Source organism: Halomicrobium sp. IBSBa (assembly GCF_017612575.1).
GTDB lineage: Archaea > Halobacteriota > Halobacteria > Halobacteriales > Haloarculaceae > Halomicrobium.
In genome coordinates, this window is the sequence record NZ_JADPQC010000002.1 from 310453 (window position 1) to 326624 (window position 16172).

General features: G+C 66.3%; 17 protein-coding genes. 8 read left to right on the plus strand and 9 right to left on the minus strand.

Features of this window, described 5'->3' with window-relative positions; all coding sequences use genetic code 11:
• Nucleotides 1-6 precede the first annotated feature (6 nt).
• From IL252_RS08265 to priL, 4 genes are all read left to right on the plus strand, one after another.
• The gene (locus IL252_RS08265) at nucleotides 7-552 is read left to right on the plus strand and encodes a poly(R)-hydroxyalkanoic acid synthase subunit PhaE (protein ID WP_170093168.1); all 546 of its coding nucleotides are present in this window, start codon (nucleotides 7-9) and stop codon (nucleotides 550-552) included.
• A 3-nt stretch (nucleotides 553-555) separates the two neighbouring features.
• A complete protein-coding gene (phaC, locus tag IL252_RS08270; RefSeq protein ID WP_208627607.1) occupies nucleotides 556-1947 on the plus strand; it encodes a class III poly(R)-hydroxyalkanoic acid synthase subunit PhaC in 1392 nt (463 codons plus the stop codon).
• Between the two features lie 85 nt (nucleotides 1948-2032).
• Nucleotides 2033-2773: a beta-ketoacyl-ACP reductase gene (locus tag IL252_RS08275; protein WP_208627608.1), complete on the plus strand. Its 741-nt coding sequence runs from the start codon at nucleotides 2033-2035 to the stop codon at nucleotides 2771-2773.
• A gap of 55 nt (nucleotides 2774-2828) precedes the next feature.
• Nucleotides 2829-3908, plus strand: coding sequence for a DNA primase regulatory subunit PriL (gene priL, locus IL252_RS08280; protein ID WP_208627609.1), 1080 nt, complete (start codon nucleotides 2829-2831; stop codon nucleotides 3906-3908).
• 25 nt (nucleotides 3909-3933) lie between these two features.
• On the opposite strand, the gene IL252_RS08285 is transcribed toward priL, so the two are convergent.
• The 4 genes from IL252_RS08285 to IL252_RS08300 form a co-directional block, all read right to left on the minus strand.
• Nucleotides 3934-4143 (minus strand): hypothetical protein, encoded by a 210-nt coding sequence (locus IL252_RS08285; RefSeq protein WP_153552197.1) that lies wholly within the window; start codon nucleotides 4141-4143, stop codon nucleotides 3934-3936.
• Between the two features lie 55 nt (nucleotides 4144-4198).
• Entirely contained in the window at nucleotides 4199-4750 is a 552-nt protein-coding gene (locus tag IL252_RS08290; RefSeq protein WP_170093172.1) for a maltose acetyltransferase domain-containing protein, read from the minus strand.
• Nucleotides 4750-4926, minus strand: a complete 177-nt coding sequence (locus tag IL252_RS08295; protein ID WP_015761970.1) for a ribbon-helix-helix domain-containing protein — start codon at nucleotides 4924-4926, stop codon at nucleotides 4750-4752. The genes IL252_RS08290 and IL252_RS08295 overlap by 1 nt, the downstream gene beginning before the upstream one ends.
• Before the next feature lie 180 nt (nucleotides 4927-5106).
• A complete protein-coding gene (locus tag IL252_RS08300; RefSeq protein WP_208627610.1) occupies nucleotides 5107-7269 on the minus strand; it encodes a twin-arginine translocase subunit TatC in 2163 nt (720 codons plus the stop codon).
• Between the two features lie 110 nt (nucleotides 7270-7379).
• Between IL252_RS08300 and IL252_RS08305 the strand changes: the two genes are divergently transcribed.
• On the plus strand, nucleotides 7380-9230 hold the full coding sequence (locus IL252_RS08305) for a twin-arginine translocase subunit TatC (protein WP_208627611.1): 1851 nt from the start codon (nucleotides 7380-7382) through the stop codon (nucleotides 9228-9230).
• On the opposite strand, the gene IL252_RS08310 is transcribed toward IL252_RS08305, so the two are convergent.
• Both IL252_RS08310 and larE read right to left on the minus strand, forming a co-directional pair.
• Nucleotides 9227-10207 carry a HAMP domain-containing sensor histidine kinase gene (locus tag IL252_RS08310; protein ID WP_208627612.1) on the minus strand — a complete coding sequence of 327 codons (981 nt, stop codon included), beginning with the start codon at nucleotides 10205-10207 and terminating at the stop codon, nucleotides 9227-9229. The genes IL252_RS08305 and IL252_RS08310 overlap by 4 nt on opposite strands.
• 91 nt (nucleotides 10208-10298) lie before the next feature.
• Nucleotides 10299-11171: an ATP-dependent sacrificial sulfur transferase LarE gene (gene larE, locus IL252_RS08315; protein WP_208627613.1), complete on the minus strand. Its 873-nt coding sequence runs from the start codon at nucleotides 11169-11171 to the stop codon at nucleotides 10299-10301.
• Nucleotides 11172-11369: 198 nt separating this feature from the next.
• On the opposite strand from larE, the gene IL252_RS08320 reads away from it, so the two are divergent.
• On the plus strand, nucleotides 11370-12119 hold the full coding sequence (locus IL252_RS08320) for a ribonuclease H-like domain-containing protein (protein ID WP_208627614.1): 750 nt from the start codon (nucleotides 11370-11372) through the stop codon (nucleotides 12117-12119).
• A gap of 133 nt (nucleotides 12120-12252) precedes the next feature.
• Here IL252_RS08320 and IL252_RS08325 read toward each other — a convergent pair whose 3' ends face one another.
• Complete coding sequence (locus IL252_RS08325) at nucleotides 12253-12888, minus strand: rhomboid family intramembrane serine protease (RefSeq protein ID WP_208627615.1); 636 nt, start codon at nucleotides 12886-12888, stop codon at nucleotides 12253-12255.
• A gap of 70 nt (nucleotides 12889-12958) precedes the next feature.
• Nucleotides 12959-14086 (minus strand): ORC1-type DNA replication protein, encoded by a 1128-nt coding sequence (locus IL252_RS08330; protein ID WP_208627616.1) that lies wholly within the window; start codon nucleotides 14084-14086, stop codon nucleotides 12959-12961.
• A 137-nt stretch (nucleotides 14087-14223) separates the two neighbouring features.
• On the opposite strand from IL252_RS08330, the gene IL252_RS08335 reads away from it, so the two are divergent.
• Nucleotides 14224-14409 carry a hypothetical protein gene (locus tag IL252_RS08335; RefSeq protein ID WP_208627617.1) on the plus strand — a complete coding sequence of 62 codons (186 nt, stop codon included), beginning with the start codon at nucleotides 14224-14226 and terminating at the stop codon, nucleotides 14407-14409.
• A gap of 118 nt (nucleotides 14410-14527) precedes the next feature.
• On the opposite strand, the gene IL252_RS08340 is transcribed toward IL252_RS08335, so the two are convergent.
• Nucleotides 14528-15298 (minus strand): CPBP family intramembrane glutamic endopeptidase, encoded by a 771-nt coding sequence (locus IL252_RS08340; RefSeq protein ID WP_208627618.1) that lies wholly within the window; start codon nucleotides 15296-15298, stop codon nucleotides 14528-14530.
• A gap of 195 nt (nucleotides 15299-15493) precedes the next feature.
• On the opposite strand from IL252_RS08340, the gene IL252_RS08345 reads away from it, so the two are divergent.
• Complete coding sequence (locus IL252_RS08345; protein WP_208627619.1) at nucleotides 15494-16168, plus strand: hypothetical protein; 675 nt, start codon at nucleotides 15494-15496, stop codon at nucleotides 16166-16168.
• Nucleotides 16169-16172: the final 4 nt, after the last annotated feature.

Sequence of the window (16172 nt, forward strand, 5' to 3'; positions counted from 1 at the left end):
CTTACCATGAGTGATACGAACCAGATGCAAGACGAGTGGACGGAGATGGTCGAACAGATGAACGAGGCCGTCTCCGAGTCGGTCGAACAGAACATGAAGGCACAGGCCGCCTTCGTCGAGTCGTGGGCCGATGCGGTCGAGGACTCGATCCCCGAGGAGGAAAACGTCACCGAGGGCATCCAGGGGTACAACCAGGCCTACGAGGAGTGGATGAACGCCGCCGAGAAGATGCTCGAACGCACCGGCGACGCCGCCCAGGGCGAAGACGTGGATCCGACGGAGTTTCGCGACATCTGGCTCCAGTCGGCAAACGAGGCGTTCAAGCACGTGATGGGCACGTCGGCTTTCGCCGCCGCCAACGGCCAGCTCGTCGAGACCATGATGGAGATGCGCCAGCAGGCCGACGACATCGGGCAGGACTCGATCGCCCAGATGGGCTTCTCGACGCGTGAGGACGTCGAAGAAGTCGGTGAACGGCTCGTCGAGCTGGAGCGTCGCCAGCACGAGGTCGAACAGAAACTCGATCAGATCCTCGACCACCTCGAGGAATAACACATGACGCCCGCAAATCCCTTCACGGCAGCACTCGACTGGCAGCGCCAGTCCCTGGAGGCGATGACGGAGGCCACCGACCAGGCCAGCGTCGCGCCCGAACGCATCGAGACGATGCAGTCCGTCGAGGTCGGCGAGACGCCCAGCGATGTGGTCTACGAGGAGAACAAGCTCGAACTGCTCCACTACGACGCCGAGGCCGCTGGGATCGACGTTCCCGAGGAGGACAAAGAGGAGATCCCGATCCTCATCATCTACGCGCTGATCAACCGCCCGTACATCCTCGATCTCCAGAAGGAACGCTCCGTCGTGCGTCGCTTGCTGGAGGCGGGCCACGACGTGTACCTCATCGACTGGAACGAGCCCTCACGGCTCGACCAGCACCTCACGCTCGACGACTACGTCAACCGCTACATCGAGAACTGCGTCGACGAGGTCTGTGAGCGCTCGGGCCAGGACGCCATCAATATCCTGGGATACTGTATGGGCGGAACGATGTCGGTCATCTACACGGCGCTGAACCCCGAGAAGGTCAACGCGCTGGGGCTGATGGCCGCGGGACTCTGTTTCGACCACACTGGCGGCGTCCTCGAAGAGTGGGGCTCCGACGAGTACTACGATCCCGAAGACGTGACCGAGACGTTCGGCAACGTCCCCTCCGAGATGTTAGACGTGGGCTTTGCCCTGATGGACCCGGTCGACAACTACGTCTCGAAGTACATCCGCCTGGCCGAAAACATCGAAAACGAGGGGTTCGTCCGGAACTTCGGCCGGATGGAGCAGTGGCTCTCCGACGGCGTCGACGTGGCCGGCGAGGCCTACGTCGAGTTCCTGGAGAAGATCTATCAGGACAACGACCTCTACAACGACCGACTGGAGATCGGCGGCGAACAGATCGACCTCGCGGACATCGACATGCCGATGCTCCAGTTGATGGGCGAGTACGACCACCTCATCCCGCCGGAGGCCTCCAAGCCGTTCAACGAGGTCGTCGGCTCCGATGACGTGACCACGATGGAGTTCTCGACGGGCCACATCGGCCTCTCGGTCTCGTCGAGCACCCACGAGAACCTCTGGCCCGACGTGTGTGACTGGTACAAGGAACGCAACCGACAGGCCGAAGCGGCGGCCGACGAGAGCGAGGAGGCCGTCCCGATCGACGTGGAGTCGCCGGCAGACGACGCCGCCGAGAGCGAGGACGAGGCGGTGGCCGATGAGAGCGAGGACGCTCCCGACGTGGCGTCTGTCGACGGCATCGGTCCGACCTACGCCGACCGCCTGCGCGAGGCCGGCATCGAGACCGTCGACGACCTCGCAACGCACGACGTGGCCGAGCTGGCCGAGATCGCCGAAACGACGGAGTCTCGGGTCCAGGACTGGCTCGACCAGCTGTAGCCGGACGCGTCGCTCGGAACCGTACTTACCTTCGTGGGTACCGTCCGGCGGACCGCTTTTCACGACTGGGTGTGAACTGGCTGATATGCTCGACGGACAGACCTGTCTGGTGACCGGCTCCTCTCGCGGGATCGGACGCGGGATCGCCACGGACGTGGCGGCCCACGGAGCGACCGTGGTCGTCAACTACCGTTCCTCCGAACAGGCCGCCGAGGCGGTCGTCGACGAGATCGAGGCCGCTGGCGGCGAGGCGGTGGCCGTCCAGGGCGACGTGTCGGCGTACGACGCCGTCGAACGGATGCGCACGACGATCCACGACGCCGTCGGCCCGGTCGACGTGGTCGTCAACAACGCCGGGATCACGGTCGACCGGACCTTCGGGGAGATGACCCGCGAGGACTGGGAGGCCGTCATCGACGTGAACCTCGGCGGCGTGTTCAACGTCAGCCACTGCTTCTACGACGACATCCGCGAGGCCGAGGACGGCCGCCTGATCAACGTCTCCTCGGTCGTCGGCCAGCAGGGCAACTACGGACAGGCCAACTACGCGGCCGCAAAGTCCGGCCTGTTCGGGTTCACTCGGACGCTGGCCCTGGAGATGGCAGCCACCGGGTCGACGGCCAACTGCGTCGCGCCGGGGTTCGTCGCGACGGACATGCTCGACGAGGTCCCCCAGCGCGTCCAGGAGCGGATCCTCCAGCGGATTCCCCTGGACCGGTTCGCCACGATCGAGGACATCGCCCCCGTCGTTCGCTTCCTCGCCAGCCCCGAGTCGCGCTACATGACCGGGCAGGTGATCGGCGTCAACGGCGGCATGGACTGGTAGCACGCCGACGGTGTGACCACCGAATTTATTCGCCCCCGCGTGATAGGGACGGGCGATGCAACCGCTCCACGCGCGCTACCCGTTCTTGCAGTCGGCCCGCGACGCGGTCGAGGAAGCGGCGGTCGATCTGGGCGAGGTCGTCGCCACCGACGAGGTGGTCGTCGAGCGCGCCCGCGAACGCGTCGAGTGGGCGATCACCGACGGGAGCGTCGGCGACCCCCACCGGCGCACGCGCGTGGAACTGCTGTCGTACCCGGTCGCGCGGGTGCTCGTCTCACTCGTGGACACGCCGGTCTGTACGCGCAAGTACGCACAGGCCGAGGCCGAGGCCGCACGCGAGCGGTTCGTCGACGAGTTCACCGCCGGGGAGTCGTTCAGCTACGGCGACACCGAGTCGCTGTCTCTGCAGGCCCTGCTCGCGGAGTTCGACCTCACCGCTGCTGTCCACGAGACTGCGGACGGCTACCGGATCGACGTGGGGACCTACCTCGAACTGGCGGCCGATCAGTGGGGCGACGAGTGGCGACTGGTCAACCGCGCGCTGACCGACGGCGAGGTGCCGGTGACGACCGAGGAACTCCACACGCTGCTCAAGCAGGCGATTCGCCACCGGATCGACGACGGCCTGCCCTTCGACGTGCCGGACGCCATCGCAGACGAACTCGACGCGGAAGTCGAGTCCATCCAGACGACGCTGTCGGAGATGGATCTGACCCGCGAGATCGACACGGTCGTTCCGGACCTGTTCCCGCCCTGCATGCAGCATCTCCTCGACGCGGTCCAGAAGGGCGAGCACCTGGAGCACCACTCGCGGTTCGCGCTGGCGGCCTTCCTGACCTCGATCGGGATGACGACCGACGAGATCGTCGAGCTGTTCCAGGTCAATCCGGGCTTCGGCGAGGAGGCCACCCGCTACCAGGTCGACCACATCCGCGGTGACACGAGTCCGACGGAGTACTCGACGCCCTCGTGTGCGACGATGCAGTCCTACGGCGACTGCAAGGGGAAAGACGACATCTGCGAGGACGAGATCAACGAGTCACATCCGCTGAACTACTACGAACACCGACTCGACGAGACCGACGACGACGAGATCGAAGACTGGCGCGAGAACGACGAGGAAAGCGAGGCCTGACGACGCAGTTGAGGGCGATCGGCGTTCAGAACTCCCGGCGCTCCAGGAAGAGGCCGGCCGCAAGCATGACGACGACGAACGCCGCGATGGCTGCCACGAGTGCGATGCCACCCTCCTGCGTGAGGTCGCCGTTCGCTCCGTAGTTCGTACTCACGACGACCGTACCGGCGATGAACAGCAAGACGGCGACGGCCGACAGCGCGATCTGCGTGACCGTCTCCCGATCGAGGGACATGCTCGTCCGTATCCCCGGGGCCGGCAAAAGCGCTTCGAAGCCCGCGCCGCCCGGCTCACAGTTCTTTGACGACCGTCGCCGGATTGCCGGCCACGACCACGTCCGACGGCACGTCGTCGGTGACGACGGCTCCGGCGGCCACGACCGCGCGGTCCCCGACAGTTACCCCCGGCGTCAGGACGGCCTGGCCGCCGATCCAGACGTGATCGCCGACGGTCACGGGCTCTCCCATCTCCAGTCCGTCGGCGCGCTCCGCGGCGTCGAGCGGGTGCGTCGCCGTGTACACGTGGACTGCGGGTCCGAGCAGACAGTGCTCGCCGAACGTGATCTCACACACGTCCAGCAAGACGCAGTCGAAGTTCGCGTAGAAGCCGTCGTCGACGTGGACGTTGAAGCCGTAGTCACACCGGATGGGGGGTTCGACCGTCGCCTCGCCGACCGTCCCGAACAGCTCATCGAGCAGTTCCTGGCGGCGCTTCCCGGCGTCGGGCGGCGTCTCGTTGTACGCCCGCGTCAGTTCGCTGGCCCGGTTTCGGCCGGCCACCAGCTCGGGATCGCTGGGGTCGTAGGCCTCTCCGGCGAGCATCTTCTCTAGCTCCGACGTCATCAGTACTCGTCGTCCAGTCGCCCCTCTCGCTCGTCGATCTCGTCTAGGATGTCCAGCGTCTTGCGAACGGACGCTCGGATCGCCTCGCTGCGGTTGACGAACTTCCCCTCGTCGCCGACGTGCTTGTCCAGGTCGTCCAGTAGCTCCGCGGGCACTTCCACGCTGATCTTGGGCATAGCTAGGGTAGGGACGCCGCCGCACATAAAAACAGGTTTCCGGCCCGGCTCGCTGCGGCGTCGGGTGACGTGTTCGCCGACGCGTCTCCTGTCGTCGGTCTTATACTACCGACTGTACATCTGTGAACGATTTCGCCACCCAGAGTGGCGAAGCCCTTCGCGAAGTGACAGCCGGTAGTATCAGTCCGCCGGCTCGGCACCCTCGGGTGCCCGTCTGCCACCGAGGGTGTAGAGCCACAGCACCCCGAGACCGACGAGGAAGGCGATCGTCACCGGGATCGAGACGAGGAACATCGTGAAGATGCCCTTCGGCGAGAACAGGGCTCCGGCGACGAACACCCCGAGCGTGACGGTCCGCCAGCGGTCCTGGACCGACTGGAAGGTGATGATGTTCCCGCGGTGGAACAGCAACATCGTCACCGGGATCTCGAACAGCAGTCCGATCCCGACCGTCAGCGCGAGCACGAGCCAGCCGAACTTGGCGACGCGGTAGGAGATGATCATCCCCGACTGGAGCACGTCGAAGGCCAGCCAGGAGATCACCGTCGGCGCGACGTAGGTGAACCCGACGAGGCTCCCGCCGATCATCGACGCGATGACGGTCCCGCTCCAGATCCCGAGCACGCCCCGCTGGCCGCCGACGAAGCCCCGTTCTTTCAGCGCCGGCCAGGCGAAGTAGACGAGCAGCGGTAACACCGACACCGCGCCCAGGATCGCGGAGAACTTCACGATGAAGATCAGGTGCTCGACCGGGTGGAGGTTGACGAACGTCACGTCGGCCCGCATCGACGGCGGGAGGTTGCTGACGAACGTGTTCCGGATGTCTCCGATGCCACCGGAGTACAGGAAGACGAAGGCGGCCCCGGAGATCGCCATGAACGTGCCGACGAACCAGATCGCCTTCGAAGTCAGCGAGTCGAGGATGAAGGCGATGTCGTGGTAGTAGCCGCCGATGTCGTCCTCGGTGGTCTCCTCCTCGGTGAAGGCGTTCATCACGCCGGCCGTCGTCGAGGTGACCACGTCGGCGTCCTCCTCGTCCCCGTCGTCGGCTGCCTCACCCGTGCCCGCCATCGTGTCCTGAGCGAAGTCCCAGCGGCCCAGAATCGCCTCGGCTTTGTCCGGATTTCCGTCGTCCATCGCCGACTGGGCCAGTTCGAGCGCTTCCTGCTCTTCCATCTCCTGGAACCGCTGGACCGGCGCGCTCCGGACGGCACCGGCGCTCAGCGGTTCGATGTCGATGGCCGTCGGATCGCCGTAGTTGCCCGCTTCGGCGGCCGCCACGTCGAGGGCCTTGATCATGTAGTAGTACAGGACGACGATCGCGGCCACCACGCCGAACACGGCGGCGATGGCGATCGCGGTCGTCTCCGTTCCCAGTCCGAGCAGGTCCGGGCGAGCGATGTCGCCGGTGAGCCGGTCGGAGGGGAACCACGCAGCGAACGCCTGGATGTACTGGAACGCGGGCGTCGCGAGCAGGTAGTACACCGCGCCGCCGGCCACGACCGCTCCGGCCGCGAGCTTGTTCCAGCGCGTGCGCGCGACGGTGGCAGCACCGACCTCCTCGCCGGCCCGCTTGGTCAACACCAGTATCTTCGAGATACCGAGGCTGACGACGTACAGCCCGACGAGTGGCAGCGCCCACATCACCTGCGTGAACGGGTCCGGCGGCGAGAACAGCGCACCGAACCCGAAGATCAGGACCACCGCGACCCGCCAGCGGTCACGGAACGTCTCGTAGGGGACGATGCCGGTGTAACTCAGCGCGCTCATAAACAGCGGGAGCTGCGCCGCCAGCCCGAACGAGAAGCCGAGCAAGGCGACGAAGCCGACCCACTTGGTGATCGAGTAGTCCGGCCGGAAGCCGGCGGCGTCGGCGTTTTCCGCCAGGAAGTCGAACATCAGCGGGAAAAAGAGGTTGTACGAGTAGAGGATCCCGCCGGCGAACAGGCCGATAGCGATCAACAGCAGACTCCAGAGCTTCCACAGTGGCACCCTGTCGGCGGGCCACAGATCCCGCTCGCGCAACGCGTCGCGGCTGTAGTAGATCAGGAAGGGGAGCGCGAGGAGGATACCGATGACCGCCCCGATTTTCACCTGCAAGAGGATCACGTCGAAGGGCGTGACGGCGACGATGTCGGCCTCTTCGGCGGTCCGTTCGATCATGTCCGCCTTCAACCGATCCCACAGGAACTCCTGGAGCGCGTAGATCGTTCCGACGAGGCCGACGACCCAGACGATGAACACCTTCTGGAGGTGTTTTTGCGCGGCTCTGAGCATCGAGCCCATCGTCTCGCGGCCGCTCTGGACAGACCGCATCGTGTCTTCGTCGAGCCCCGTAGACATCTGGTCGGAGACTTGCCGACTCTGCGTTATCAATTTGTTCATCGCGCGAACGCTCCCGTCGGGACTGCGAAAAGAAAGTTTACAACAACGAGCAGCCAAGGGGGCCACAGATGGGCGACCGCGACGGCGACGACGAGCGAGCCAGCGAGGAGCCGGCCGACTCCCACTCGGAGGAGTCGCCGGCCGACGAGCAGCAGGTACCCTCGTCGACCGCCGTCGACGCGAAAGCCGACGACGCGTCCGACGCGACGGCGGACTCGGCGGACGACCCGGCAGACGACGACCGCGAGAGAGCGGACTCGGACTCGTCAGCCGACACGGAAGACGAAGACGGAGCCCCCGACTCGGACGACGATCCACAGGAGTGGTGGAAAGACCACGACCCCGCGAACGACGTCGACGAGTCCGGCGACGACGAGTCCGACGACGACGAGGAGCTGCCGCCGGCCGCCCGCCGAGACCAGACGCAGGCACGCGGCGACGCTCGCCGGGCGGACGAGACCGGTGACGGTGACACGGACACCGACGATTCCGAGGACGGTGACGCGGACGCCGAGACGGCGTCGGACACCGACGACGGTGACAGCGACGACTCGGAGGAGCCAAAGCAGGTCCACGCGCCAGGCCCGTCGCCGAAAGGCGGTGGTGCCGCCGCCAGTGCGACGGCGCGGCCGACGCGCGATCGCGAACCGCCGTCCCCGCCGGACGATGTCGGGCCGTCGACGGCTCCCGACGACGAGGAGATGCCCCTGACCGAACACGTCGAGGAGATGGCGCTGCGGTTCCTGGCGGTCGGACTTGTCATGTTCGGCGTCGCCGGGATCGTCGTGTTCTACGCCAACGACCTGATCAACTTCCTGTGGTACTCGTTCCTAGGCGATGCGGCGCTCTGCCCCGGCCCGGACTGTGGCGTCAAGCCCCGCGTCTATCACCCGCTCTCGCTGGTGCTTGCGCGTCTGAAGGTGTCGACGCTGGTCGGGCTGATCATCGCACTGCCGGTCGGCGTCTACCAGACCTATCGGTTCATGCGCCCCGGCCTCTACCCTCGCGAGCGACGCTACTACCTCGCGGCCGTTCCCACGAGCCTCGTGCTGGCAGCCGTCGGGGTCAGCTTCGCGTACTTCGCCGTCCTCCCCTCGCTGTTCGCCTACTTCACTGAGTATAGCGAGCAGGCGGCGACGACGGCCTTCGGCCTGACCGAGACGTTCAACCTCATCGTCCTGATGCTCGGGTTCTTCGCGCTCGTCTTCCAGATCCCGCTGCTGGTGATGCTGGCGATCATGATGGGCGTGACGACCCGCCAGTGGCTCGAAGACCGGCGGCTGTACTTCTGGGGTGGCTTCGCTGCCGTCGCCTTCCTCTTTAGCCCGGATCCGACCGGGATGGCACCGCTGATCGTCGCGGTGACGATGATCTTCCTGTTCGAGGGGACGCTGGCGCTGCTTCGCTGGACCGGCACCGGTTCGCCGGTTCCGACGGCCGAGGAGGCGGCCGACCGCCGACCGGTCGCCTACCTCGCTGCGGCGCTCGGCGGCTACGTCGCCAGCAGCGGCCCGATCCCGCCGGGCTACTACGACGCGCTGCCACAGGTCGTGATCGACCAACTCGCGAGTGCGGGTGGACCGATCGCGACCCCGGCGATCATCGCGGGTGCGCTGATCGCGCTGTTCGAGATTGGAGCCTTCCTGCTCCGGCGTTACGGCCGCTCGCGGCGGGCGCTCAAGGCGCGGCTCGCGGTCGAAGACGCCCGGATTCCCGTCTGGCTCGGTGCGGTCGTCGTCGGCTACTTCGGGAGCCCGACGCCGACGCTCGTCACCGCTGCTCGCGATCTGGCCCTCTCGCCGACGCGGGCGGCGCTGGTCGGTGTCGGCCTGGTGGTCCTGTACGAACTGTTCGTCGCCGTGCTTCGCTGGCGTGAGGACGACGACGCCGCCGAGACGCCGACGACAGAAGAGGCCTAGGCGTCTTCGAGCGACGAGATTCCGGATACTTCGAAGCGTGTCCCGGACGATTCTCCCGCCGACTGCTGGTCCGTGACCGCGATCGACCAGCCGTGGGCGTCGACGATCTCGGCGACGATCGCCAGCCCGAAGCCGGTCCCCTCGTCGCTCGTCGTGTACCCCCGCTCGAAGATCCGGTCGCGGTCGGCCGGGCCGATTCCGTCGCCGTCGTCGGCGACGTAGAAGCCGTCGCCGTCGGGGAGGAGCCCGACCGTGACGGTCACGTCGTCTGTGGCGTGGTCGACGGCGTTGACGAAGAGATTCGAGAGTAGCCGGTCGAGCCGTCCGGGCGTGGTAGTGAGCGTCGCGTCGGCACGGACCCGAAGTCGCGCTCCGCCGGTGTCGATGCCGCGCCAGGCGTCTTCACACACCGACGCCAGCGACACCCGCTGGGGCTCGTCGACGGTGTCGCCCTGTCGCGCCAGGGTCAGGAGATCGTCGATCAGGCGTTGCATCCGCTCGTGAGCGTCTGCGAGCCGATCGAGGTGGGTCTCGTCGCCGGTCTCTCTGTACAGTTCGAGCTGCGTGATCGCGAGCTGGATCGGCGTCTGGAGGTCGTGTGAGATGCTGCTGGTGAGCGTGTCCAGTCGCTCGCTCTGGCGTCGCAGTTCTCCCTGCTCGTCGACCGTTTCGAGACTCTCGTCGGCGAGCGTATCGACGTGGTTGGCAAGCGCCGCCGTGGGCTCTCCGTCGACGGCGACGCGCTCGTCGACGACGCCGTCCGGGAGGTCGCTGGTCTCGGCGGCCAGCACCGTCACGGGGGCGTCTGCCAGGCGTGTCGCGTCCACCTCGCCGACGGGATCGACGACCACGAAGGTCGTGCGGGAATCGTCGAGGACGCGCTCGTCGGGTGTCTCCACTGCGAGCACCGACCCGGTGACGGCACGCTCGAAGGTGAGGCCTCGCTCCTGTGGACCGACGTAGACGACCGGGGGCATATCCTGTCCGAGGTGACGCCGGAGCTAAATGATTGGTGGTTTAATCTCGCATTTCTCTTGTAGGAAATCTAAATGGCTCGGCGAGGCCGTCTCACTCCCCGGTCGGGTACTCCGTCGAGAACACGTCTTCGACGACGGCGTCGTCGTCCTCGGACACGTCGTCGGGGCTCACGCTCCCGGTCTGGTAGCCGTGGAGATCCAGCGTCACGTGGTCGAAGCCCAGATCCGCGACGTGGTCGCGGGCGGCCCGGACGAAGTCGGGATCCAGTGCCACGTCGAGTTCGTCGTCGCCGACCTCGATGCGAGCGAGCCCGTCGTGGTCGCGCACGCGGAACTGCTCGAAGCCCCAGGTCCGCAGGAGTTGCTCGGCCTTCTCGACGCGGGAGAGCCGGTCCTCGGTCACTTCCAGCCCCGTCGGGATCCGGGAGGAGAGACAGGCCATCGAGGGCTTGTCGGCCACGGACAGGTCGTACTCGCGAGCGATCTCGCGGACCTCCTCTTTGGTGATGTCGTGTTCCAGCAGCGGCGAGTAGGCGTTCAGCTCTTCGACGGCCCGGAGGCCGGGACGGTGTCCCTCACCGGGGTCCGAGGCGTTGGTGCCGTCACAGACCACGTCGATGTCGAGCCGGCGGGCCTCGTCGTACATCGCCGAGAGGCGCATCGAACGGCAGTGATAGCACCGTTCGTCGTCGTTGGCGACGAACGCCTCGCTGTCGAGTTCGCTGAACTCGACGATCTCGTGGCGGATGCCGATCTCGTCGGCGACGCGGTTGGCGTCGACGAGCTCGGCTTCGGGGAGCGTCTCGCTCTTTGCGGTACAGGCGACGGCGTCGTCGCCCAGCGCGTCGTGGGCGAGTGCGGCGACGACGCTGGAGTCGACGCCACCCGAGAAGGCGATCAGGACGCCCTCTCGGTCGGCCAGATCGGCCCGTGCGGCGTCGAGCTTGGTCTCGACGGCAGTCATGCACCGTCGTTCGGTGCGGACGGGCAAAAGCCCGTTGCGTTAGCCGTTCACAGGGTCGATCGCTGACACGACCGAAGGTAGCACCGCTGACGCTTCGGTGGGAGTTTCCCGGCGGCGGGTGAGACTCGCGCTTCGGTCACCGGGACGCCGACCGACCGGACCGACTCATTTATGAGCGACCACACCGCCTAGGGGAGCGTGCGCGTCGAGAACAGTTTCATCGGGGTTCGCGGTGTCGGCGAGCAGACCGAACGCACTCTGTGGGAGGCCGGAATCACCCACTGGGACGCCTTCGAACCGGACCCGGTCGGGCCGACGACGGCCGACCGGATCGAGACGTTCATCGACGAAGGCCGCCGTCGTCTCGCGAACGACGACGTGGCGTACTTCGACGAGCAGTTCCCCTCCGGCGAGCAGTGGCGCGTCTACGAGACCTTCGCCGATCGGGCCTGCTTCTTCGACATCGAGACCACCGGGCTGGACCAGCACCGCAATCAGGTGACGACGGTGAGTTTCCACCGGGACGGCGACACCGAGACGCTCGTGGCCGGCGACGATCTGACCGCCGAGCGCTTGCGGGCGACGGTCGGCGACGCCGACCTGCTGGTGACGTTCAACGGCAAGCGCTTCGACGTGCCCTTCCTCGAAGCTAACTTCGACGTGGATCTGGACCGCCCCCACCTCGACCTGATGTACACCTGCAAGCAACTGGGCCTCAGCGGCGGCCTGAAACAGATCGAGCAGGACATCGGCATCGAGCGAGACCGTCCGGACATCTCCGGCGAGGACGCCGTCCGTCTGTGGCGCGAACACGAGCGGGGCGAGGACGGTTCCCTGGAGACGCTCGTCTCCTACAACCGCGAAGACGCCGTCAACCTCCGGACGCTGGCCGACCGGGTGACGACCCGCCTCGACGAGCGAGTGTTCGTCGACCCGGCCAGCCAGTAGCGCCACCCCTCTCTTTCGAGTGCAGAACCCACCGACACACATCGAGTGCCGTCGGTTGCTGTGGGGATGGTCGACTGGTCCAGTCGACGCCCGCTCGTACCGCACTCGCAGCCGTCTCGTACTGCCGGCAGCATCACGCTGGCTCTGGCTGGGTTCCCTTCTGCCGTGGGCGCAACACGTGGACGCGGCCGGCCACCAGCCCCAGCAACAGACCGGTGAAGTGCGCGACGAGCGCGACCTGTGGCCGGGCCGTGGCCAGCGTGACGATGATCGCGATCGCCGCGAAGGCGGCCAGTTGTAGCCTGGGGCTGAGCTGAATCGTCCCGACGACGCGATCCGTGAGTCGGTTGCTGGTCAGCAGGTACCCCGCCAGTGCGAAGACCGCCCCGCTCCCGCCCAGTACGCTCACCTGGCCCGCGCCGCCCAGCACCGCGCCGATCAGCGGTGCGAGCCACACCTCGGCGAGCCCCGAGAGCGCCCCCGCGACCACGAAGAAGGCGTGAAAGCGGGCCGGCGTCGTCTGGCGTTCCAGCAAGATTCCGACGACCGCCAGCGCGACCGCGTTCGCGATCAGGTGCGAGACGCCGCTGTGGGCGTAGACGCTCGTCACGACCGTCCAGGGGTTGTGAGTCACCGGCGTCGTCAGCACGAACAGCGACTGCATCGCGACGCGGCCGGAGACCAGCGACACGAGTTCCTGACAGAGAAACACCGCGAGGAACGCAGCCAGCGTCATCACCGTCGGACTCCCCAGGAGTCGTCGTCGCATTACAGTTCGTACGGACTGTTGGCACAAAAAATGGCGGTCTGGACTGGGGGTCGACGTACAGCCGCGGGTATCAGAGCCGTTCGAGGACGGCCTCGGGGTCGTACTGCAGCGTGAGTTCTCGCGAGCGCCCGCGGCCGTCGACGTTCGTGTAACTGGCCTCGATGACGCCCAGCTGATCGAGCTTGTTGATGATCTCGGAGTAACGGGTGTAGCCCAGATCGGTCTGGTCGTTGAACACGTCGTAGATCTCGCCGGCTCGCTGGCCGTCGTGCTGGGCGATCACCTCCGCGAGTGCGGCCTCGGAGTCCGACAGTTCCCGCAGGCGTCGCGAGAGGTGGACGTACTTGGACTTGTCGTAGGCCGCTTCCACGTCTTCGCGCTCGACGGTGCGGGAGGCTCGCATCTCCGCGTTCATCCCCGCCCGACGCAGCAGGTCGATTCCCACGCGGAGGTCCCCGCCCTGCTTGGCGGTGAGTTCGGCGACGCGGTCGAGCACTGTCGTGTCGACGACGCCGTCGTGGAACCCGCGGTCGGCCCGCTCTCGCAGGATGCCGACGATCTCGGGCTCGTCGTACCTGTTGAAGTAGATCTCCTCGGGCCGGAAGACGCTCTGGACGCGCGTATCGAGCGCGTCGATCACGTCCAGATCGAGGTCCGAGGAGATACAGATGACGCCGATCTTGGCTCCGGAGTGGGCCTCGTGGGCGCGCAACAGCGAGTACAGCGTGTCGCTGGCTTCGGACTCGTAGAAGAGGTAGTTCACGTCGTCGAGCGCCACCACCAGCACCTCCTCGCGCTCGACGAGGCGGTCGGTGATCTGGGAGAACAGCTTCTTGAAGGAGATGCCAGAGGAAGGGGGTTCGTAGTCGAAGATTTCGGCGAACAGCCGCGAGAAGACGGCGTAGCGCGTCGAGTCGACCTGACAGTTGACCCGCACCGCCTGCACGTCGGTCTGGGCGGTCAGTTCGTCGAAGAGGATCTGGGTCGCCGTGGTCTTGCCCGTCCCCGGCGGCCCGCGTGCGATGACGTTCAGCGGGCGAGAGCCGCGGACGGCGGGCCTGAGCGCGTACTTCAGGTTCTCCATCTGGCTCTCCCGGTGTTCGAACGTCTGGGGGACGTAGTCGATCTCGAAGACGTGTTCGTCCCGGAACACGGACTCGTCCCAGGAGAGCATCCCCTCCTCCGGGTCGTCGCTCATCACTTTCACCGGGGTTCGCGCGCCACTTAACGATTCCCCAGGGTGGTGAAAGTGAAATCGCAGGCTGATGTCGGACGCTGATGACGGCCACTCCTTCGATCACAACTGACATTTGATGGTGTCATCTAACCGATGGTATGGTCGAGGGAAATCAGTTGGTGAATATTATTGCCGTCCTGACTATCATCGGCACGGCCGTCGTTACGGATGAGCTTCTTCTCGGTATCATCGCCGTGATACTGCTGCGAATCCTGACCGTGCTCGTCGATTTGCGTCGCAGTCTTCGACAGACCGATCGGCCGTTCGCCGCAGGCAGCGAATAACGCCCTCGAATCTTCGGCGAGGTAGAACCGTTCTGGTTGGGACTGCCGCGCCGGCCGACGACTGACGACCGGCCGTCTTCGGGGTCGTTCGACCACTTTCAGAGACTCTCTCGCACGCTCAGAGGAGCCCGAAGAAGGGAACGTCGACAGCCGTCCAGGAGAGCGCGTGGATCAGTGCGACCACGAGGAGGTTCCGCGTCCGCTCGTAGGTGAGACAAAACACCAGCCCCTGGCCGAACAGGACGATCAGGTACGTCGCCAGGAACTCCGGCCCGCCACCGAGCCCGTACAGGCCGTGCATGAGCGCGAAGAGAGCCGCGCCCAGGACGACCTCCAGGGCCGGATGGAACCGCTCTCCGAGCCGTCCCTGGACGATTCCGCGAACGAACTGTTCCTCGACGAGTGCGGGCAGCAGGTACAGCCCGAGGAAGACGAGTGGCCACAGCAGCGGCCACGTCCCGAGGCCGACGGCCGAGCCGGAGCCACCGGAGCCGCTGAGGACTTCGATCGAGAGCCCCGCGAGCGGCAACACGAACTGGATGGCCTCGGCCATCAGATCGAGGCCGGCGGCTCCGAGCACCATCCACAGCGTGTCGTGGAGTGTCGGTCGCCGGATCTGCACGACGTTCCAGCGTCGCGTCGTCGCGAGATAGCCCACGACGACGACGGCGACAGCCACCTGTGATCCCTTCGTGCCCGCGAGCGACGCGAGATCCGCGGACCACGGCGCGACGAAGCGATCGAGCAGCGATCGGTGTATCGGGAACACGAACAGCGAGAGGACCGACGCGAACAGCGTCAGACCGGTCATCCGGATCACCGTCCCGACGCCAGTGTCCGGGCCGACGCGTCGAGACAGGCTGTGCAACCAATGTGCTATCTGGACCATGTGCGTCTCGTTCGACGGTCGACGCCCACATCAACGCCACAGAGAGTTGACGCCGTTTTATCGGCGTGTACGCCCGTCTCTGTTCACTCTGGCTGATCGTGTACGCCCGTACACTCGCCCCGAACGAGCGGCGTCCACGACCGGACGGCCGCGTCGAACAGTAGAGTGAAATGTGCTATCGCTCTACGACGACACATGGCCGATCGGGTTTCCTCGCTGCTCACGCGGACCCAGCGCGAGCGCGTCCGAACCGACTTCGCGGACGTAGAGCAGGCGAAACGTCGCCGGGATCAGCGAAAGATCCGCTCGCGCGTCGCTGCGGGCGTCGAGGACTTCGAACTGCTCGTCGACTACCCGGACCGGCAGTTCGAGCTGGCCTTCGAGGACCACTCCGACGAACTGCTCGAAGCGCGCCTCGCCGACGCGTATCTGACGGTCGAGCGATGCAGAGCGATCAACGACGTCGACCGCGACGACCTGCTCGAACGGGCACAGCAGCGTCGGAGCGCGGTCGAGACGGACGAGACGCCGTCACTCGAAGCCCTCTCGATCCAGACGAGCGAACAGCGCCGACAGCGCGTCGCGGCCGACCTCGCGGAGAGCTACCGCCCGGGTCGGTGGAAACGCCTCTCGGACGCACTGTTGAAGATCGGGCTGGCGCTGATCGCGTTCGTGAGCGTGCTCGCGGTGATCGTCCCCGAGTTCACGAACGGCTTCGGGGCCGTTCCGGGTATCGTCGGTGCCGGTGTGCTGGCGGGCGGCCTCGGCATCGTGGGGCTCCGGGCGGTGAAGTACGACCTGCTCCCGGCGGTGCTTGCGCTCGCGGACGATCCGGCGGGGACGGTCCAGTCCGCGTGGAACCGGCTTTGAGGGT